The organism is Alteribacter lacisalsi (assembly GCF_003226345.1).
Classification (GTDB): Bacteria; Bacillota; Bacilli; order Bacillales; family Salisediminibacteriaceae; genus Alteribacter; species Alteribacter lacisalsi.
Genome location: NZ_PDOF01000006.1, coordinates 1 through 20,595 on the forward strand (window position 1 = coordinate 1; position 20,595 = coordinate 20,595).

Sequence of the window (20,595 nt, forward strand, 5' to 3'; positions counted from 1 at the left end):
CGTGTTACTCACCCGTCCGCCGCTGACGTCAGGGGAGCAAGCTCCCCATCAGTCCGCTCGACTTGCATGTATTAGGCACGCCGCCAGCGTTCGTCCTGAGCCAGGATCAAACTCTCCGTAGAAAGTTCGATGTCACTGACATCAAAAATAAAAATTTATTGACGGGATATCTTAAAATATCCCACGTTTCGCTTGGCTTTTTGTTTAGTTTTCAAAGGTCAGCAGTTTGCTTGTTTGCCGCAGTCTTTCGCGGCGACAAGTAATAATATATCACCTATGGCAATCTGCGTCAACAATTTATAGAAACTTTTTTTATTTTTTCTTTTACCGTCTTCTTTTCATAGAAACAAGCAATGAAAAACCAGGCTGCAGTCCCGCTTTTTAAGCGGCAGCGCCTGGTGCAGTCCGGTCCATATGCAGAGATTTTTTCCTGTCAGTGGATCACAAAGCTTTTAAATTAGAATATCCACGCCGTTTTTTTATGGCATTATCGACATGTCGATAATGATCAGCGCAATAATCCCCGGCAGCCCAAGGAAACCTGTTACGGCTGCTGTCACGATATTAATAGGAAGTTCATAGCCGAACAGTGAACCAAACGCATTCAGGAAAAACAGAAACAAAGCGCCAATCAGCATTCTGATTGCTCCCTGCCCCATTATTCTCAAAGGTTTCATTGGCGCACCGAGAATCAGAAGCAGAAAGATTCCGGCACCAAGCAGCGACAGCACAAAGAAAGGTTCCATTTCGCTCACACCTTCACCAGTTTATATCGCCTGTCTGTGTGACAAGCCTCCCTTTACTTTATGCTGACTCCCTGTCAGTTAGAACGGCCGGCAGGCGCTGTCCTGTGGCGGTGCCTTACTTCCTTTAGAAGGAACAGGTACTTTGCTTCATTGAGTTTCACCTGATAGTGAAGGTGATCGCTGTGATCGGCACGGTGGGATAAGAGATTCCGCTGCTGGTCGAGCTTTTCTCTTAGCTGATCGATCTCGTTCATGAGTCGTTCATCTTCTCTTCGGCGTATCGCTCTCTTTTTCCGTTTGAAAAACATCGGTATTCCTCCTTAGCAGAACCTTAGAGTTCCCTTCTTCCTTCAATGGCCTTGGACAGCGTGACTTCATCTGCATATTCAAGGTCCCCTCCAACAGGGAGGCCGTGAGCAATACGGGTCACCTTAATCCCTGTCGGTTTAACTAGTCTGGAAATATACATTGCTGTCGCTTCCCCTTCGATATTCGGGTTGGTCGCAATAATAATTTCCTGAACGGTGTCGTCCTGGAGACGTTTAATGAGATCCGGTATATAAATATCTTCGGGTCCGACTCCATCCATTGGGGAAATGGCCCCGTGAAGCACGTGATACTGTCCCAGATACTCTCTCATCTTTTCCATAGCGATAACATCCCTGGATTCCTGGACCACACAAATCACAGTCTGGTCTCTCGCTTTGTCATCGCAGATTCTGCACGGGTCAGTATCCGTAATGTGATGACACACAGAGCAGTAAGTGAGGTTACGCTTAGCATTCACAAGCGCTTTTGCGAAATCAAGGACATCGTCTTCTTTCATATCCAGTACGTAAAAAGCGAGTCTCGCAGCTGTTTTCGGCCCGATCCCCGGAAGGCGCATAAAGCCTTCAATCAGCTTAGATATCGGTTCAGGGTATTGCATAGAAGGTTCCCCTTTCCTTGTATAAACATTTTTAAAACCGGCTGCAGATACGCAGCCGGTTTTGCAGATTCAGTTCTGTTTTTCCCGTAAGCCTTAAATTTTCCGATGTTATTACAGGAAATATAACTTAGAACATGCCCGGCAGGTTCATGCCTTTTGTAAATTTCCCCATCCGTTCATTAACCAGTTCGTCTACTTGGGCAAGGGCTTCGTTAGTGGCAGCAAGCACAAGGTCCTGAAGCATTTCCACATCTTCAGGGTCGACAACTTCTTCCTTGATCTGAATATCTACTACACGCTTTTCACCTGTGACGATTACTGTTACCATACCGCCGCCGGCAGTTGCTTCAACTGTTTCTTCCTTCAGCTGTTCCTGTGCTTTGGCCATTTCCTTTTGCATTTTCTGCATCTGTTTCATCATATTACCCATGTTTTTCATTTTCATTTCCTCGCTTTCAAATAGTTATTCTTTAATCTCTACCAGATCCTGTCCAACGAGCTTGATTGCTTCGTCAACGAGCGGGTCTGCTTTTTCTTCTCCTTCGTCTCCACGCTGCTCCTGTACAAAGGAAGCCTTTGTTTCATCCCAGTGAGGGCCGAGAAGAGTAACGAACTGCAGACCTTTTCCCGTCACTTTCGAGATCGCACTTTCGACAACCTCGCGGAACTTCGTATCAATCATGTCGCGGTGCATTTCATTCTTAAAGGCCAGAACGACGAGATTTTCAGAAGCGGCAACCGGCTTGCAGTCATTCAGCCAGGCCGATGCAGGCACACTTGAAGCTTTCACGTGTTCTGAAATCTGCCCCCATTGACCAGTTACAGTTTGAAGATGCCCTTTTGTGGCGTGGGCAAGCATCTCTCTGACTCTTCCCATTTGACCTCGGCTTTTTGCTGAAGAGGATGCCCGCTTTTTCGGTGCCGGTTTAGCACTGGAGCCCGTTCCCGACGATTCCGGTTCTGCTCCTTGCTGAACACCTGTCGATTTAAGCCGGTTCAGTGCTGCCTCAAGTTCTTTCACTTTCTCCTTGAGCTCGTCTACAGCGGCGCTGTCTGCTGATTCCCCTGCAGATGATGCTGCCTGAAGGTGACAGGCCTGCACCACAAAAAGTTCGAGAAATACTTTTGGATGATTGGACCATTTCATTTCCTGCTGAAAATGATTCAGTTTGTCAATGACGGCGTAAATCCACTCCGCAGGGAGGGACGCCGCTGTCTGCTCCAGTCTCTCATCTGCGGTTACCCGCTCCAGAGAATCCTTGAGCGAGGGAGCTGTCTGATAAAGAAGGATGTCCCGGTAGAAGTAGATCATATCCTCAAGGTACCGGTTCGGATCTTTTCCTTCCTTTATAACCTTGTCAACAGACTGAAGGGCACCGGCTACATCTTTACTCTGAAGAGCGTCGGCTGTGTCGTAAAGAAGCTGCTGAGATACAGCACCGGTAATGGAGAGCACGTCCTGCAGCGTGACTTCCTCTTCGGCGTAGGATATCGCCTGATCCAGAAGACTCAGCGCATCCCGCATTCCTCCTTCAGAAGTTCTGGCAATCATCGTCAGAGCATCGTCGTGAATCTGGACGCCTGTCGTATGAACAATTTCGTTCATTCTTCGGATCATCGACTCAGAGGAGATCCGTTTAAAATCAAAGCGCTGACACCTTGAAATAATCGTTAGCGGGATTTTATGCGGCTCTGTCGTTGCAAGAATAAAAATGACATGTCCAGGCGGTTCTTCAAGCGTTTTTAAAAGAGCATTGAAGGCACCGGTCGACAGCATATGCACTTCGTCTATTATGTAGACTTTGTATTTCACAGCGCTTGGCGCAAATTTAACCTTGTCTCTGATGTCCCGTATTTCATCAACACCGTTGTTACTCGCGGCGTCAATCTCCATCACGTCCACCACAGATCCGTCACTGATTCCTCTGCAGGCCGCACATTCGTCACAGGGCTCTTCTACAGGTGCCTGTTCACAGTTAATTGCCTTTGCAACAATTTTCGCTGCACTTGTCTTTCCTGTCCCGCGGGGGCCGGAAAACAGATAGGCGTGGGAGAGCTTTTGCTGCACGAGTGCATTTTTAAGTGTTTTTGTGATGTGCTCCTGTCCGACGACGTCTGAGAGTTTTCGGGGACGCCAGACCCGGTAGAGCGCTTGATAGCCCATCTTTCTCCCCCTTTGAAATGCCCCCTGTCTGTCATATGGCGGCACACAGAATCCTTTTGACTCTTTTTCTATTATACCGGCTCAGGACGTTAATTTCAAAATGAATCAGTGTGAGTTTATCGTGCGGTTCCCTTCAAAGGAAAACCTCCGGATATAACAAAAGCAGCCGCCTTATGGCAGCTGCTTTTTTATAAAATTTAGCCGTGCACCTTCCTTTGGGATTAGCACCCCAGGCGTTACCTGAGCAGTTAGCTCGATCCAGGCGACTCCGCGGCACACGAAGGGAACCGCTTACTGCTGCTTCCTTCCGGACCTGACAGGGTTCACGGATCTCCGTTGCGCGGAACCCGGATGTCAACACCACTTACTCAGGGCAGACCCTACGATGCTAAAACCTGGGGAAGGAATTCAACCTCGCTATAGCGGATTGCGAGTACAGGGCACCGCTACCTCCCCGTCTAGCACGGCAAAGTTTATAACGATATTCAAATGCGTCATAGCGACGCAATACCTAGTATAGTCTGTTTAGAGTGGAAATGCAATAGATAGCAGCAGACTGCGTCTTACAATTTATGTAATCCTCAATTCCGGTCCGTTTTTTCTTTTTCGGCCTTCTCTTCTGCTTCCTTCAGTTTTGCCGTCAGAATATGCGGAGGGGTATGCATCACGTGCTCCACTGGCATATTCAGCTTTTCTGCAATCATTTTTGCCGTTTCAAGGGAAAATTGATTTGGTCTCATTTATTACCCGTCCTTTCTGTGGATTGATTTTTAAACTGTTTCTTTCTTTCCCTGAGATTCCTGAAAAAATTTTTCAGCAGGTTGGCGCATTCCTCCTGAAGAATGCCGGACGTAACTGAGGCCTGATGATTAAACCGGGGTTCATCGAGCAGATTCATCAATGTCCCGCAGCATCCGGCCTTCGGATCAGGAGCACCATATACAACCCGCGGGATTCTCGTCTGGACGATCGCCCCCGCGCACATCGGACACGGTTCCAGGGTGACATACAATGTGGCCTCCGGCAGCCTCCAGCTTTTTTCATTCCTGCAGGCACTGGTAATCGCTGTGATCTCTGCATGATTGACTCCTTGCTGGAGTGTCTCTCTCTCATTGTGACCCCGGCCGATGATGGTGCCATTCTGTACCACGATGGCTCCAATCGGGACTTCCTTTTTTTCTCCGGCCTTTTCTGCTTCAATGAGAGCTTCCCTCATCCAGAACTCATCATCTTTTTCCCAAATTGTCTGTGCCATTAGGTTTCCTGCCATCCTTTCATCATGCCGGTTAATTTGCGTATACTGCTGTTATAATCATATTTTACGTTACTTCCTGCCGGGACTCAACCAGAGGTAATGACTGGTTTTGTCTAAAGTTGCCCGGGAAATGACGAAAGATTTCTGATTTTTCCGGTGCGGGCCCTGTTGCATCCGCTCCAATAATCCAGATGAAAGCAGGCAATATAAAAGAAGCGACGGTCCTGCACCGTCGCTTCGCTTTATTCTTCTTATTAACGCAGTGATTTAGGGTTAAATGCGTCCTTGATGCCCTCACCAATAAAGTTAATGGCAAGAATCGTAGACGTAATGGCAATCGCAGGCGGAATCCAGATCCACCAGGAGTTTCTTATTACAGTAGGACTCCGGGCTTCCTGCATCATGTTACCCCAGCTCGGTGTACCGGACGGAACCCCGAAACCAAGGAAACTGAGTGCTGTTTCCGCTACGATCATGACTGCAAGCAAAAGTGTTGCCTGTACGATGATCGTTGTCATGACGTTCGGAAGAAGGTGTTTACGGATGACTTTAAACGGCGTACCGCCAATCGAAATGGCAGCCATGACGTATTCATTCTCCTTCTCGGACATCATCTTACTTCGTACAACCCGGGCAGCCCCGGTCCAGCCGAGTACGATAAAGACGACAATGAGCGCCCAGATACCAGCTTCACGGAAAATGGAAGCAAGTACGATTACGAATACGAGGAACGGGAAGTTCATCATAAAGTCAGTAAAGCGCATCAGTACCGCATCTACCCAGCCGCCGTAGTAACCAGCGATCGAGCCGATTGTCGTACCGATCAGCACAATACCAATCATACAGACAATACCGATCGTAAGGGATGTACGAGCTCCGTAGAGCAGAAGCGTCAGGATATCCCGTCCTGAACGATCGGTCCCGAGGATGTATTCTCCCCCGGGCTCTACGTTCCGGTTCATGATATCTACCAGCGTCGGACTGTGCGGAGTAATCCACGGCGCCAGATACGCTGCAATAATAACGATTATGAGATACACAAGGCTGATTACAGCCAGTTTATTGCGAAGCAGTTTACGTCGGGCGATAGCCCACGGAGATTGTTTCTTAGCTTTCTTTTTCAGTTCTTCTACACGTTGTTGGTCTACAACTGCTGACATGGTTTCACCCCTATTCCACTCTGATCCGCGGATCTACAACACCGTAGATAAGGTCGGCAATGAGGTTACCAACCAGTGTTGCAACCGAGAGCATGAGTGTAATGGCAGTTACGACTGAATAGTCGCGGTTTGTAATCGAACTGATCAGAAGCTCTCCAATTCCCCGGTACGTAAATACTGTTTCAATAATGACTGCTCCGCCGATGATACTTGCAATGTCAAACCCGAAAAGTGTAATGATCGGAATGACAGAGTTCCGCAGGATATGCTTGTTGTAAATCGTCCCTTCCGGAGTCCCTTTTGCACGGGCCGTACGGACATAGTCTTTCTGTGAATTTTCAATAATATCATTACGTAAAAATTGCGTATAACTAGCTGTTGTTAACCCACCTAAGACAAGTGCCGGCAAGGCTGTGTGGTGAATCTTACTTACCCACCAGTCCCACGTTCCGGATTGCAGGCCAGATCCGACACTCCCCGTTGAAGGGAACCATCCGAACTGGAAAGAAAAGATAAAAATCGCGAAAATGGCAGCAACAAAGCTTGGGATGGCTAACATCAAATAGTTAATTCCCTGTATTCCATAATCTCCAGGTGTGTATGGATGACGACCAGCGTAACGACCCATGAAGAAGGCAAGGACATAGGTGATCATTAACGACATGACCGATAACAATATGGTGTTAGGAAGTCTTTCTCCTATCAGCTCAGTAACCGGCATCCTGTGGTTAAACGAACGACCGAAATCCCATTGGACAACACCCGTTGCCCAGCGTACATACTGTACGTGAACAGGATCATTAAGGCCCAGTCTCTCCCGTTGATCTGCGATATACTGTGGGTCAGTGTTTGCAGGGTCAATCTGCCCGGAAAGGGCATCCCCCGGCATAGCTAATGCCAGGGAGAAAACCACAATGGAGATCATGATCAAGATCGGGATCATAATGAGTATTCGTCTTAATGTGTAAAGTAACATGATCATTTCCCCTTGCTTTCATTACATGGAAACATCTCCGGTCGGTGTGATTACCGAATCATCGAATGTCACGTTGTAACGTTAATTATTGTTCACGGTACCAGAGGTGAGCATCGTCAGTTGCGTCACGTACGCCGACAGTAATGCCACCCACTTCAGAGTTGATCGCATATACATCTACTGGAGAGTTAAGCGGGATAAGCGGCAGCTCTTCGTTTACAAGCTGGTGCCATTCCTGATAAACCTCTGCACGGTAGTCGATGTCCATCGCTTCCTCACTAAGTCCGCGCTCAATAAGCTCTTCAGACTCTTCGTTAACCCAACGTGGGAAGTTCCAGAAATCATTTGTTCTCCACAGACCAGTTGGATCCGGATCTGCAGCAAGTCCCCATGCACCCATGAAGAGGTCGATGTCAGCATCGTCTTCTTCTACAAGGTCATAGAAAAGGTTGAACTCAAACAGCTGTCCATCCTGAAGCTGCGCGTTAATACCTACGTCCTGAAGGTTCTGAACGATATATGTTGCACGTGGTTCTGCAATGTCAGTACCGCTCATCGCCATAAAGTTAACAGTAAACTCTTCTCCGTCTGAGTTCTCACGGAAACCGTCGCCAGTTACATCTTCAAAACCGGCTTCGTCAAGAAGTTCCATTGCTCTTTCCGGATCGTATTCGTACTGGTTAAGTGTAGACTCATCCGGGTAAGCCCAGGAAATAACAGATTCAGGAGCATTGATTACAGTTCCGTAACCTTCACTGAATGCGTCGATGATTCCCTGGCGGTCGATCGCATGTGCAAATGCATGACGAACGTTTTTATCAGCAAACTTGTCGTTATCCATTACGTTCTGCTCTCCGTCCCAGTGGCCGAGCTTAAAGCCGATATAGCTGTAGGAAAGAGCTTCGATTTCTTCAAGTGTTACACCTTCAACACCTTCAAGGTCAACTGCCTGTGAAGGAGGAAGATCGATCAGGTCAACCTCACCCTGCTGAATCAGTTCGCCGGCCATTTCACCGTCAATGATACGGTAAATGACTTCATCAAGGTTCGGGCGGCCTTTCCAGTAGTCTTCGTAAGCAGTAAATTCAACCTGCTCACCAGGGACGATGTTCGCAACCTCAAACGGTCCAAGACCTACCGGGTTACGGCGTACTTCGTCAGATTCCTCAAGATCTGCTACAGCAATACCTTCATAGTGAGCTTTTGGAATCGGGTTTGTCCAAAGGTTGGAAAGCGTATTTGGCGCTTCCGCTACAACTTCCACCTCAAGTGTGTGGTCGTCTACTATTGTTACACCTTCAAGTTCATGCGTTGCTTCAGCATCGTAATCTTCAAGGTCCATTACTTCCTGAGCACCAACGATCATAGCTACGTTGGACTGACGGGTTCCTGTGTAGTCAGGGTGAGCAATGACCTGCCATGCATAAGCCATATCTTCGGCAGTCAGTTCTTCCCCATTATGCCAGTAAACACCTTCTTCGATGTGGAACGTGATTGTTGTACCATCTTCATCCCATGTAGCCAGATTCGGCTCTGGAAGAAGTTCATCGTCAGTGTCAACGAGCCCTTCTGTCATGATACCGAGTGCAATGGCATCATCCTGTCCACCGTAGTGGGCGATATCAAAAACACCTGCGAATGGCTGTGTGTAACCGTACGTTACAGAGCCGCCCTGTGGTGCATCTTCCTGTGAAACTTCCTCTTCTTCGTCTGCATCCCCGTCAGCGTCTTCATCGCCGCCGTCTGCATCCTGTTCATCCGTGTCCGTGTCTGTATCGGCCGGCTCTTCTTCGTCGCCGCCACAAGCTACTACCAGAATCGAAATTGATAGAAGCATCGCCAACAGCAATAATAGCGATTTCTTCATGTTGGTAAATCCCCCTTAAAATGTTTAATACAAGCTGGAGTCGGTTAATCGTATAGTAAGCACGAAACTCTGTGCTCCCGATTCACCTCCTTCAACTGAGGCTTTGTCTCACTGCACTGCGGCATCGCTTCGGGACACCTTGGATGGAACGGGCAGCCAACCGGTGGATTCTGCGGACTTGGCACATCCCCTTTTAAAATAATCCGGTCACTTTTATTTCTTGGATCCGGCATCGGAATCGCGCTGATCAGCGCTTTCGTATACGGATGTTTAGGGTCACGGTAAAGGTCTTCTGCATCGGCCACTTCCACAAGGTTTCCAAGGTACATAACACCAATCCGGTCACTCATGTGTTTTACAACACTCAGGTCATGGGCGATAAACAGAAGCGTCAGATTAAATTCTTTCTGAAGGCTTCTCAGCAGGTTCAGCACCTGAGACTGTACCGACACATCCAGTGCAGATACAGGTTCGTCGGCTACAATCAGTTTCGGTTTAAGGGCGAGTGCCCGGGCAATTCCGATACGCTGACGCTGGCCGCCTGAAAATTCGTGAGGATACTTAAAGTATGCATCTTCCGGAAGACCTACCTTTGTAAGAAGGTCCATCACTTCGTCGCGTACTTTTCTCTCTGATACACGACGGTAATTCAGGATCGGTTCCGAGACAATGCTTCCGACCATCATTTTCGGGTTAAGAGAAGCGTATGGATCCTGAAACACCATCTGAATATCTTTTCTCATATTTCGAAGCTTAGAACCGTAAATGTTGGTGATGTCTTCGCCCTCAAAGAAAATCTTGCCGCTGGTGGGCTTAAACAGCCGGGTGATCGTGCGGCCTGCTGTGGATTTACCGCAGCCGGACTCACCTACAAGACCGAATGTTTCACCCCGTTTCAGTTCAAATGAGATATTGTCTACTGCTTTAACATCCCCGATCTTTCTGCGTAAGAAGCCCCCGCGGACCGGATAGTATTTTTTTAACTCTTCTATACGGAGCAAATGTTCTGACTTTTGTTTTTGGGTCATGTTCGCACCTCCGCTTTTTCCCCAGGCTGACTCTCTTTATATAGAAGACAGCGAACGGTATGGCCTTTGTCTGTCTCTGCTAACTGAGGGTCAATCTGCTTGCATTCAGGCATAGCCGCCGGACAGCGGTCTACAAAGCGGCATCCCTGTTTCGGCATTTTCGTCAGAGTAGGGACGATTCCCTTAATCGTGTTAAGTTCATCTGCCTTCTCATCCATTTTCGGAATGGACCCGAGAAGAGCCTGTGTATAAGGATGCTTCGGATCATGGAAGATCCGGTCAACGTCAGACTGTTCAACCACCTGACCTGCATACATAACCACAACCCGGTCCGCCATTTCGGCTACAACCCCGAGGTCGTGGGTAATCAGCATTACAGCCATCCCTTTGTCGTCCTGAATCTTTTTAATCAGTTCAAGAATCTGAGCCTGAACTGTAACGTCCAGTGCCGTTGTAGGCTCGTCCGCAATCAGCAGTGCGGGTTCGCATGCGATGGCCATGGCAATCATTACCCGCTGGCGCATACCGCCTGAAAGCTGGTGGGGATACTCGTGAACGATCTGCTCGGATCGGGAAATTCCCACATCCTTCAGCAGCTGTATACTTTTCTTTCTCACTTGTTCTTTAGATGTTTTAGAGTGGTTCAGAAGAACTTCATCGATCTGGAACCCTATTGTCAGAACCGGATTCAGCGCCGTCATCGGCTCCTGAAATATCATGCTGATATCTTTTCCACGAATGCCGTTCATCTGCTTTTCAGACAATTCAGCAAGGTTCTGGCCATTAAAGCGGATTTCACCTTTATCGATCTTGCCGTTATGTTTTGGCAGCAGCTGCATAATGGAGAGAGACATTACACTCTTCCCGCAGCCGGACTCTCCTACAACACATACAACCTCTTTCGGTTTGACATCGAAGGATACGCCTTTAATAGCGTGATGAAAATCACCGTCAATGTTGAACCCTGTATGCAAGTTGTCTATCTCTAAAAGCGCGTTTTGCTTGCTCATAGGATATCATACCCTTCAATATTTTCTGAAAATAATAAAAAATTATGTTACTTGAAATATTATTATAATTTTTAGTAGATTGTCAATGTTTTATTTCATTTTCAATTCCCTAACAGTCTGTAACACTTCTACAATTATTGTAATTGTCTGATAAATAAAAGTAAAGATAAACCTGCTGGCAGTACTTGCCACGCACGTTTTAGGGGGACATCCCCTGCCTTTTTTTACTATATTCTAAGATTAACAGTCTCTGCTTTTTATTATATCAATATATTTATTTGGCTTTTTCTTTCTTTGCCCTAGTCAGCTGATCTTTCATTTTTCCGGACAGAGACTGGGTCTATCGGCACCCCTCCCTCTCTGCTCTATATGCTCATTTGTTCTCAGAGAACTCTCTCTGTGTGTAAATCGGTTAGGAAATCTGAATGAACTAAAACATGACCTTTTTAGACATTTCACGGAACATTATACACTGATTAAAGAATATATGCATGGATATTTTAAAATTTTTTTACAATTTTGCGTATTGTTAGCGTAAAACCGTACTTCCTGCCTAGGTATAATTTGCAAATAATTCTTTGTTTTGATAAATAATGACAAAAAACCTCCCGGCTGGACCGGAAGGTTTTCACGTTTCTTCATATTAAATTACTGATTGCTTTTCGGATCGAACGCATCTCTTAAACCGTCACCGATGAAGTTAATCGCAAGAACGGTAAGAAGGATGGCTACCCCTGGAGGAACCCAGGTTTCCCAGTTATTCTCAAGAATTCGAAGGCTGTTCGCTTCCGTAATCATATTCCCCCAGGTTGGTGTCGGCTGAGGAATACCGAAACCGATAAAGCTGAGCGCCGATTCGAGGATGATCATCGTTGCCATCATCAGTGTGGCATTTACAATGATTGGACCTACGGCATTTGGAAGAAAGTGCTTAAAAATAATCCGGAAATCAGAGGCGCCGATCGATCTTGCCCCAAGGACATATTCTTTTTCTCTTAGGGAGAGGAACGTAGCCCTTATAATCCTCGTCAGGTTCGGCCAGGCTGTCAGGGCAATGATGGTTACAAACAGCGTAATCGTAACCGACTGAACAATGGCAACGATCGTCAGGATCAGAAGAAGGAAAGGAAGAATCATCATGAGGTCAGTTGCACGCATGATCAGTCCGTCAACCCATCTTCCGTAATACCCTGCCAGTGATCCGAGAATGACTCCGATTGCTACTGTAAAAAACATGGCGAAAAATCCAATTGTAAGGGAGATTCTCGCTCCGTGTACAAGTCTTGAAAAGTTATCCCGGCCGGAGCTGTCAGTTCCGAGCCAATGTTCAGATGATGCTTTCGCATCGATATTGTACAGATTATGAGCGGTCGGACTGTGCGGCGCGATGAGATCTGCAAAGACAGCCACGAGGACAAAAAAGCTGAGTACGACCAGACCGGCAATAGCAAGCTTATTTCTCAGGAACCGCCGCATCGCCAATTGAAAAGGGCTTAAGCTTTTTTCCGAATCCTTGGTTACTTTAGGCGGGGCTGTGCCCACCTGCTGGTTCACTTGTGTTTCCATCAGCTCTCACCTCAATCATAACGGATACGCGGATCCACAACTGCATAGAAAATATCAGCTAATAGATTTCCGACTAGAATTGTAACGGCCAGAATCAGGTTAATGGCCATAATGACCGGATAATCACGGTTCTGGATCGAGTTCAGGAACAGTGTCCCAAGCCCGGGATAATTGAAAACATTCTCTGTGATTACGGCACCGCTGAGCAGCAGCCCGAATTCCACACCGAGTAAAGTAATAATCGGAATAAGTGCATTTCGCAGCGTATGCTTATACAGCACAGAATTGTTCGTCAGACCCTTTGCCTGTGCCGTACGGATGAAGTCACTACCTTTGATTTCTAGAATCTCGGTACGCATATACCTCATATACATGGCGGTACTGGCCAGACCTAATGTGAAACCAGGTAAGACAAGGTGTCTGAGCTTGTCAATAAACAGTTCAAACCCGGTCAGACCAATGGCTGATGTGGATCCCTGAGCCGGAAACCAGCCAAACTGAAAGCTTAACAGCCAGATGGCAAGTAATGCGGCAAAAAAGTTCGGGGTGGCCAGACCTAAAAAGGCAAAGGTCGTAGCTCCATAATCAAATAGAGAATACTTTTTTGTTGCTGAATAGATCCCGATCGGGATAGCTATCGCCAATGTAACGCCAAGGGCAAACATGGATAAGTAAAACGTGTTCATGATCCTTGACTGGATCAAATCCATAACAGAGCGGCCTGTGTATTGCATCGAATTTCCAAAATCACCAGTTGCTACAGATGAAAGCCAGCTCCAGTACTGCACGGGCAGCGGATCATTGAGTCCCAATGCATCTCTTCGCTGTTCCAGAACTTCATGGGGAATATTCGGATCAAGCATTTCACCTGACAATACATCTCCGGGAGCGGCCTTGGCTAATGCAAAGACTACAACCGTAACAAGAAACAACATTGGTATGAACTGAAGCGTTCGACGAATGATATATCTGTGCATGCTGAACTCCTCCCGCCAGGTAAAAATCAAGTGTGCGGCCGAGGGCCGCACACTCGTTTACCTCGACACTTCTACAATTATTGTGCTAGATACCAGAGGTGGGAATCCTGGTAGATTCCAGCTGGCAGTTCTTTAACGTTCTGAAGATCCGTGTTGTAAGCGTAGATATTATCAGAAGAGTAAAGGAATACCATTGGTACCTGTTCTGATACGTGACCAGCCCACTCATTGTAGACTTCAGCACGGTAATCAACATCAAAAGCATCCGGTGGTGTAACGGCTTTCTGGATCAGCTCGTCACTCGTCTCATCATTCCAGCGCGTGTAGTTATACGCAGCTGTGGACTGCCAGATTCCGGCAGGGTCCGGATCGCCTACAGCAAGGCTCCAGCCTGCAAGGTAAAGATCCCAGTCAGTGTTGTCTGCTTCGACCATATCAAAGTGAGGACCGGCTTCACGCGGCTGGCGAAGCTCTACGCGGATTCCTACTGCGCCAAGCTCATCCTGGATGATTGGAGCAGTACGCTCGCGTACTTCGTTTCCTGTTGGGTAATCAAGGTTCAGAGTCCACTCGTTTCCGTCTGGATCTTCACGGTATCCGTCGCCTGTTACATCTTCATAACCAGCTTCATCAAGAAGCTCGTTGGCACGGTCCGGCTCATAAGGATACGTGTTTACAGCGTTCTCATCAAAAGCCCATGAAGCTTCAGGGAATGGCGCTTCCATAACTGATCCCATTCCGTAAAGAAGACCATCTACGATCCCCTGACGGTTAATCGCACTTGCAATCGCCTGGCGTACACGTACGTCAGATACTTTTTCGTTCTCTACCCAGTTTTCAGGGTTAATTACACCGTTCTCAACATCTTCAGTTGTACGGTGGTGATGCTTAATACCCATGTACTGATAACCAAAGTCCTGAGTCATGTAAGTTGTTACATTGTCAAGACCATCAACACGATCAAAGTCGGAAGCAGGGACTCCGTTTGGCTCAGCAATCATGTCAAGCTCTCCGCTTTCAAGGAGACCAGGCATTACAGACTGCTGGATTACACGCCATGTAATTCCATCCAGGTAAGGCTCGCCGCCCCAGTAATCAGCAAAGGCAGTAAGTGCATACTGCTCGCCTTCAATAAACTCGGAAAGAACAAATGGTCCGCTACCTACGATTTCCCCTGCATCACGGGAAGCACTCGCATCAGGAATATCTGCAATATCCATTCCTTCAAACGGGTGGGCAGGTACAATGATAAAGCTAGTGTCAAACAGAATCTTAATGTTAGGCTCATCATAGTGGAACGCTACCGTACGGTCGTCGATTACTTCGACACCTTCCAATGTATCGGTTTCGCCGCTGTTGTACTCTTCATAGCCTGCAAGGTTCAATACGTAGTTTGTACGTACTCCGCCTGCTGCAACGTACTCAGGATCAGCGATTGTTGAATAAGTAAAGTACACATCGTCCGCTGTAAGCGGCTCACCATCGTGCCATTGAATGCCTTCATTCAGTGTGTATGTGATAGATGTAAAGTCGTCGTTAATATCCCAGCTCTCTGCAAGGGCTGGCTGATACTCCAGATTTTCGTCAAGCTGGACAAGAGACTCATGCGTAAAGCTCAAGATATTAGCTTCATACGCATCAGAGTAGAAAAGCGGGTTAAACTGGTGACCTGGTGCAGAATACATACCTGCTGTGATTGTTCCGCCGCGCTGGGCTTCCCCTTCACTTTCGTCGCCTTCTGCTTCGTCTTCCTCAGTTGCTTCTTCGTCTGCGTCGCCATCCTCTTCAGTACCATCATCTTCTGTTTCTTCTACATCATCGCCATCTTCTTCACCTGAAGCTTCTTCGTCGTCACCACAAGCCGCAAGAACAAGAACCAGCGATAGTGATAGAATCAGCATTAGCCAAAATTTGCTAAATTTCATAAATCTTCTTACCCCCTTAATTTTTGGATGAATCTTAACATTAACCCGGAAATTCAACCCTGCTTTCCCCTTGCCTCACCCCCTTAAAGTGACAAATTCCTTCATATGGTTTATCCGTTCGTATACAGGTGGCAGGCTACAAACTGGCCATTTCCCTGATCAACCAGATCCGGACGTTCTGTCTTACATCTTGCGTGAGCCTCAGGACACCTTGTATGGAACGTGCAGCCGGTAGGGGGGTTCGAAGGGCTCGGAAGCTCCCCTTTCAGCTTAATTTTTTCACGGCGCCGATTCACATCCGGAACTGGCACAGACGAGAGCAGCGCTTTCGTATATGGATGAAGCGGGTTGCTGTAAATCAGCTTTTTAGGCCCGATTTCCGCCATTCGGCCGAGGTACATGACGCCTACCCGGTCAGAAATATGTTTAACAACACTAAGATCATGGGCAATAAACAAGTAGGTGAGATCAAATTCATTCTGCAGGTCCTCCATCAGGTTCAAAACCTGGGACTGAACAGACACATCCAGAGCTGATACAGGCTCGTCCCCGATCACAAACTTCGGGTTCATGCTCAGAGCCCGGGCGATTCCGATCCGCTGACGCTGCCCCCCGGAAAATTCGTGAGGATATTTATCACGTGCCTCTGGAGAGAGACCGACCTTTTTCAGAAGATCAACGACCTTCTCTTTCCGATCTTTCTTTCCCATCGTACGCTGGACGAGCATCGGTTCTTCGATGATCTCCCCCACGCTCATTCTCGGGTTCAGGGATGCGTACGGATCCTGAAACACCATCTGCATATCCTGGCGGTACTTCCGCATCTTCCCCTGCTTAATGGAGGAGATATCGTTGCCTTCAAAAAGGACGCTTCCATCTGTAGGATCAAGAAGACGAAGAATCGTGCGCCCGAGCGTGGACTTACCCGATCCGGATTCTCCAACGATTCCGAGTGTTTCACCTTTGTAAATATCAATCGAAACATCATCGACTGCTTTTACGTGCCCGACCGTCCGCTGGAGGATCCCGCCTTTTACAGGAAAGTATTTTTTAAGATTGCGTACTTCTAACAGTTTTTCTCTCGTCTGTTCCATTCTGATGTCCTCCTTCTCCAACAGCCGGGTCATAGAGATAGCAGCGTACTTTATGTTTATGAGTCACTTCAAGCAGGTCAGGATTTGCCTGCGTGCACTGTTCCATCGCATGTTTGCAGCGCGGGGCAAAACGGCAACCTTCCGGAAACCGGTGCGCCGGCGGTACAGTTCCCTGAATTGATTCCAGACGTTCAACGTCTTCGTCAATGTTCGGGATACTCCCCATAAGCCCTGTTGTATACGGGTGTTTAGGATTGGTAAACAGTTCCTCGGCTTTAGCTTCTTCTACAATCTGTCCACCGTACATCACCATCACCCGGTCTGCCACCTCTGCTACAACTCCCAGATCATGAGTAATCAGAAGGATCGAAGAATCAAACTTCTCCTTCATTTCCACCATAAGATCGAGAATCTGAGCCTGAATTGTTACGTCAAGAGCGGTAGTCGGCTCGTCCGCAATGAGCAGCTTCGGATCGCATGACATGGCAATGGCAATCATGGCACGCTGTCTCATTCCGCCGGACAGCTGGTGAGGATATTCGTTTACAATCTCCTCGGCTCTTGCAAAACCTACGACCTTAAGCAGTTCCACTGCTTTGGCATAAGCCTGCTTTTTTGTCATTTTTTTATGTTTAATCAATGTTTCTGCAATCTGATTTCCAATTGTAAATACCGGATTCAGTGAAGTCATCGGTTCCTGAAAGATCATGCCGATATCATTTCCCCGGACTTTCCTCATCTCGCGGTCTGACAGTGTCAGAAGTTCTTTTCCGTCCAGTTTGATTGACCCGTCCAGGATTTCTCCTGGCGGCTGCGGAATCAGTCTCATAACGGACAATGATGTAATACTTTTTCCACTGCCTGATTCTCCAACCAGCGCGAGTGTTTCTCCCCGGTCAATATGGAAACTTACGCCATCGACAGCTTTAGCTGTTCTGCCGCCTTCCATATGGAAATACGTCTTCAGATCTTTCACTTCCAGCAAATGCTCGCTTCGCTGCACAACCCTCACCCCATCTTCACTCCGGTAAACCGAATTCTTGATATACTGAAATAATGGCGCAAGTTTATACTGAAAAAAGTATAAGCTTTAAACCTCCCAGTATTCTGCGAAACTATGTATTACACAAGTCTCTATTTAATGACAATAATGTATCATATGCACATCAGTAAGTATATAGTTTTTTGAAAATTTTTTATCTTTAGATATTTAGTAATCCGAAACAACAGGAATAAATATTATATAATGAATATCGTATATTTATAGGGATTCATTGGTTTTCAAGGGTTTTGTGCTGTTTTTATTCATAATTTAGTATATATATTAATAACGGGTTCCAAAAATTTCTTTCTCATAAAATACTATTTTCTGTTCGCAGCCCATTGATTATCTGCTGTACTGAAATTTTACATATCCGCTTGAATGACTGTCACAAAGGGAATAGCAGAGAACTTGACCATTTGTAATTTCCCAACTACCCACTCTGTAATTTGCTTTACTGAGAAAGCAACTATATTTCGACACATTTCTTATCTTTATACGAAAACCCTTTTAAAAATGGAAAAAAAGAGGCCGGTCTGACTGTACTGGTCAGACCGGCCTCTCCCTATTTTAAGCTAACATTATCTGCTGCTGATAACTTCTTTTCCGCCCATGTATGGACGCAGGACTTCAGGTACCTCAACCGTCCCGTCTTCTCTCTGGTAGTTCTCAAGGATAGCGGCAACCGTTCTGCCGATTGCAAGTCCTGATCCGTTCAACGTATGAACGAAATCCGTCTTCCCTTTTTCTTCAGGACGGTAGCGAATATTCGCACGGCGGGCCTGAAATGCTTCAAAGTTGCTGCAGGATGAGATTTCCCGGTACGTTTCATAACTTGGGATCCAAACTTCAATATCGTACTTTTTCGCGGCAGTAAAACCGAGATCTCCGGTACACATGTCCATCACACGGTATGGAAGCTTAAGAAGCTGCAGAATCTTCTCCGCATGTGAGGTCAGGAGCTCCAGCTGTTCGTAGGATTCCTCCGGTTTAACAAATCGGACAAGTTCCACCTTGTTAAACTGGTGCTGGCGGATCAGCCCCCGGGTGTCCCGGCCTGCAGAACCGGCTTCTGAACGGAAGCAGGCACTGTAAGCCGTGTAGGCAATCGGCAGGTCCTTTTCATTCACGATTTCGTCACGGTGCATATTCGTGACCGGCACTTCCGCTGTCGGAATCAGGAAGTAGTCTTCTTCCCTGATTTTAAAGGCATCTTCTTCAAACTTTGGCAGCTGGCCTGTTCCGGTCATGCTGTCCCGGTTCACCATATACGGCGGCATCACTTCTGTGTATCCGTGCTCGTCTTCATGGAGATCCATCATAAAGTTAATCAGCGCTCTTTCAAGGCGCGCTCCTGCACCTTTGTAAAAGACGAAGCGGCTTCCTGTTACTTTTGAAGCTCTCTCGAAATCGAGAATGTCCAGTTCAGCAGCCAGATCCCAGTGAGGCTTGGGTTCAAATGAGAATTCTCTCACGTCGCCCCACTTGCGGGCTTCCCGGTTATCCTCCTCATCCGCTCCTACCGGCACACTGTCATGGGGAATGTTCGGCAGGTTTAACAGAAGGCTGTCCAGCTCTTCATCAACCGTGCGGAGCTTTTCATCGAGCTCCTTTACTGTCGCTGACACGTCTTTCATTTCTTTAATCAGATCATCTGCATCTTTTTTCTCTCTTTTCAGCTGGGAGATTTCCTGGGAGACAGTATTTCTTCTAGCTTTAAGCTCCTCGGTTTTCTGAATAAGCTCCCGTCTTGTGACATCAAGCTCCTGGAATTTGTCCAGTGCACTGATGTCCTCGTTTCTGCTTGCGAGCTTTCCTTTTACGCCTTGAAAATCTTTTCTAAGCACTTTCACATCAAGCATGATGTTTCCACCTTCCCGGTTTCGTTGTATTTGCACTTTACGATCTCAAACAGGTTCCGGCAAAGCACGGAGGGTTTTGAATACAAAAAACTCCCGTCCCTGTAGAAGGGACGAGAGTAACCCGCGTTGCCACCCTGATTGAAAAGAAGACACGCTTCTTTTCCACTCATCACCGATAACGGACGGTGAGACCGAAACAGCCTACTGGTGTTCAGCTGTCTGACTCAGGGATGGATTCACGCAATGCTCTGATCGGTTCGCACCTGCCACCGACTCTCTGGGCAAAGCTGTTACGCTACTGATTCCCGTCTCAGTCTGTTCACTGTATTTACTATCACTATCATAACCGATCTGCTTAAATCTAATCAAGCAGCGAGACGGTTTTTTCTGATCATCTCGACAAAGTACTGATGCATGCGATGATCATCTGTAAGTTCAGGATGATAGGAGCATGCCAGGAAATTTCCCTGTTTTGCTGCCACAATCTCTCCGTCGTACTCGGAGATCACTTCAGCAGCCGGTCCTGTACTTACGATAATCGGAGCGCGGATGAATACGCCATGTACATCATCCCCGATTCCTTTTACTTTCAGCGGGGCTTCAAAGCTCTCACGCTGCCGGCCAAAGGCATTTCGCTGGACGGTCATATCCATCACCCCGAGGTGAGGATCCTGTCCGACAATTTCTTTGGCCATGAGAATCGCTCCTGCGCAGGTACCGAACATCGGGTTTCCCTGTTCGGAAAACTTTTTCAGCGGCTCAAAAAAGCCGTATTTATCAATCAGCCGGCGCATGGTTGTACTTTCCCCACCGGGAAAAACCAGGCCGTCCAGCCCGTTCAGCTCCTCTGTGCGCTTCACGGTAATTACATTTACATCTGCTGCTTCCAGTGCGGCAGCATGCTCGCGGACTGCTCCCTGAAGAGCAAGGACACCAATGTTAATCATGATGACTCTCCTTTACTGTAAAAATCCGCCCGAGTGACACGGGGTGCA

Annotated in this window: 19 protein-coding genes, 1 rRNA gene, 1 other RNA gene and 1 other annotated feature; all 21 genes read right to left on the bottom strand. The window is 47.3% G+C overall.

The genetic code is table 11. From position 1 onward, the window contains the following. Positions 1-122, bottom strand: a 16S ribosomal RNA gene (locus tag CR205_RS19825); the annotation flags it as partial. 357 nt (positions 123-479) lie between these two features. Beyond that, positions 480-746 (bottom strand): pro-sigmaK processing inhibitor BofA family protein, encoded by a 267-nt coding sequence (locus CR205_RS19830; protein ID WP_110521894.1) that lies wholly within the window; start codon positions 744-746, stop codon positions 480-482. A 74-nt stretch (positions 747-820) separates the two neighbouring features. Next, a complete protein-coding gene (locus CR205_RS19835) occupies positions 821-1,054 on the bottom strand; it encodes a YaaL family protein (protein ID WP_110521895.1) in 234 nt (77 codons plus the stop codon). Positions 1,055-1,077: 23 nt separating this feature from the next. After that, positions 1,078-1,674 carry a recombination mediator RecR gene (recR, locus tag CR205_RS19840; RefSeq protein ID WP_110521896.1) on the bottom strand — a complete coding sequence of 199 codons (597 nt, stop codon included), beginning with the start codon at positions 1,672-1,674 and terminating at the stop codon, positions 1,078-1,080. A 127-nt stretch (positions 1,675-1,801) separates the two neighbouring features. Then, positions 1,802-2,119 (bottom strand): YbaB/EbfC family nucleoid-associated protein, encoded by a 318-nt coding sequence (locus CR205_RS19845; RefSeq protein WP_201745427.1) that lies wholly within the window; start codon positions 2,117-2,119, stop codon positions 1,802-1,804. A gap of 18 nt (positions 2,120-2,137) precedes the next feature. Beyond that, positions 2,138-3,838: a DNA polymerase III subunit gamma/tau gene (gene dnaX, locus CR205_RS19850; protein ID WP_110521898.1), complete on the bottom strand. Its 1,701-nt coding sequence runs from the start codon at positions 3,836-3,838 to the stop codon at positions 2,138-2,140. A gap of 201 nt (positions 3,839-4,039) precedes the next feature. Beyond that, an RNA gene (gene ffs / locus CR205_RS19855) (signal recognition particle sRNA large type) lies at positions 4,040-4,305 on the bottom strand. A 114-nt stretch (positions 4,306-4,419) separates the two neighbouring features. Further along, a complete protein-coding gene (locus tag CR205_RS19860) occupies positions 4,420-4,578 on the bottom strand; it encodes a YycC family protein (protein ID WP_110521899.1) in 159 nt (52 codons plus the stop codon). Beyond that, positions 4,575-5,093: a tRNA adenosine(34) deaminase TadA gene (gene tadA / locus CR205_RS19865; protein WP_110521900.1), complete on the bottom strand. Its 519-nt coding sequence runs from the start codon at positions 5,091-5,093 to the stop codon at positions 4,575-4,577. The genes CR205_RS19860 and tadA overlap by 4 nt, the downstream gene beginning before the upstream one ends. Positions 5,094-5,347: 254 nt before the next feature. Beyond that, positions 5,348-6,253, bottom strand: coding sequence for an oligopeptide ABC transporter permease (opp4C, locus tag CR205_RS19870; protein ID WP_110521901.1), 906 nt, complete (start codon positions 6,251-6,253; stop codon positions 5,348-5,350). 10 nt (positions 6,254-6,263) lie between these two features. Beyond that, complete coding sequence (opp4B, locus tag CR205_RS19875; RefSeq protein WP_110521902.1) at positions 6,264-7,229, bottom strand: oligopeptide ABC transporter permease; 966 nt, start codon at positions 7,227-7,229, stop codon at positions 6,264-6,266. Positions 7,230-7,314: 85 nt separating this feature from the next. Beyond that, a complete protein-coding gene (gene opp4A / locus CR205_RS19880; protein ID WP_110521903.1) occupies positions 7,315-9,096 on the bottom strand; it encodes an oligopeptide ABC transporter substrate-binding protein in 1,782 nt (593 codons plus the stop codon). Between the two features lie 44 nt (positions 9,097-9,140). Then, complete coding sequence (locus CR205_RS19885; protein ID WP_110521904.1) at positions 9,141-10,124, bottom strand: ABC transporter ATP-binding protein; 984 nt, start codon at positions 10,122-10,124, stop codon at positions 9,141-9,143. Then, positions 10,121-11,134, bottom strand: coding sequence for an ABC transporter ATP-binding protein (locus CR205_RS19890; RefSeq protein ID WP_110521905.1), 1,014 nt, complete (start codon positions 11,132-11,134; stop codon positions 10,121-10,123). Before CR205_RS19890 ends, CR205_RS19885 begins: the two co-directional genes overlap by 4 nt. A gap of 648 nt (positions 11,135-11,782) precedes the next feature. Further along, a complete protein-coding gene (gene opp4C / locus CR205_RS19895) occupies positions 11,783-12,700 on the bottom strand; it encodes an oligopeptide ABC transporter permease (protein WP_110521906.1) in 918 nt (305 codons plus the stop codon). A gap of 11 nt (positions 12,701-12,711) precedes the next feature. Further along, positions 12,712-13,677 (bottom strand): ABC transporter permease, encoded by a 966-nt coding sequence (locus CR205_RS19900; protein WP_110521907.1) that lies wholly within the window; start codon positions 13,675-13,677, stop codon positions 12,712-12,714. Positions 13,678-13,754: 77 nt separating this feature from the next. Then, the gene (locus CR205_RS19905) at positions 13,755-15,602 is read right to left on the bottom strand and encodes an ABC transporter substrate-binding protein (protein ID WP_110521908.1); all 1,848 of its coding nucleotides are present in this window, start codon (positions 15,600-15,602) and stop codon (positions 13,755-13,757) included. A 110-nt stretch (positions 15,603-15,712) separates the two neighbouring features. After that, the gene (locus CR205_RS19910) at positions 15,713-16,696 is read right to left on the bottom strand and encodes an ABC transporter ATP-binding protein (RefSeq protein WP_236634936.1); all 984 of its coding nucleotides are present in this window, start codon (positions 16,694-16,696) and stop codon (positions 15,713-15,715) included. After that, a complete protein-coding gene (locus CR205_RS19915; protein ID WP_110521916.1) occupies positions 16,653-17,645 on the bottom strand; it encodes an ABC transporter ATP-binding protein in 993 nt (330 codons plus the stop codon). Before CR205_RS19915 ends, CR205_RS19910 begins: the two co-directional genes overlap by 44 nt. Before the next feature lie 674 nt (positions 17,646-18,319). Then, positions 18,320-19,600 carry a serine--tRNA ligase gene (gene serS, locus CR205_RS19920; protein ID WP_110521910.1) on the bottom strand — a complete coding sequence of 427 codons (1,281 nt, stop codon included), beginning with the start codon at positions 19,598-19,600 and terminating at the stop codon, positions 18,320-18,322. Positions 19,601-19,703: 103 nt separating this feature from the next. Continuing rightward, positions 19,704-19,921: a binding site (T-box leader), on the bottom strand. A 44-nt stretch (positions 19,922-19,965) separates the two neighbouring features. After that, entirely contained in the window at positions 19,966-20,547 is a 582-nt protein-coding gene (gene pdxT, locus CR205_RS19925) for a pyridoxal 5'-phosphate synthase glutaminase subunit PdxT (protein ID WP_110521911.1), read from the bottom strand. Positions 20,548-20,595: the final 48 nt, after the last annotated feature.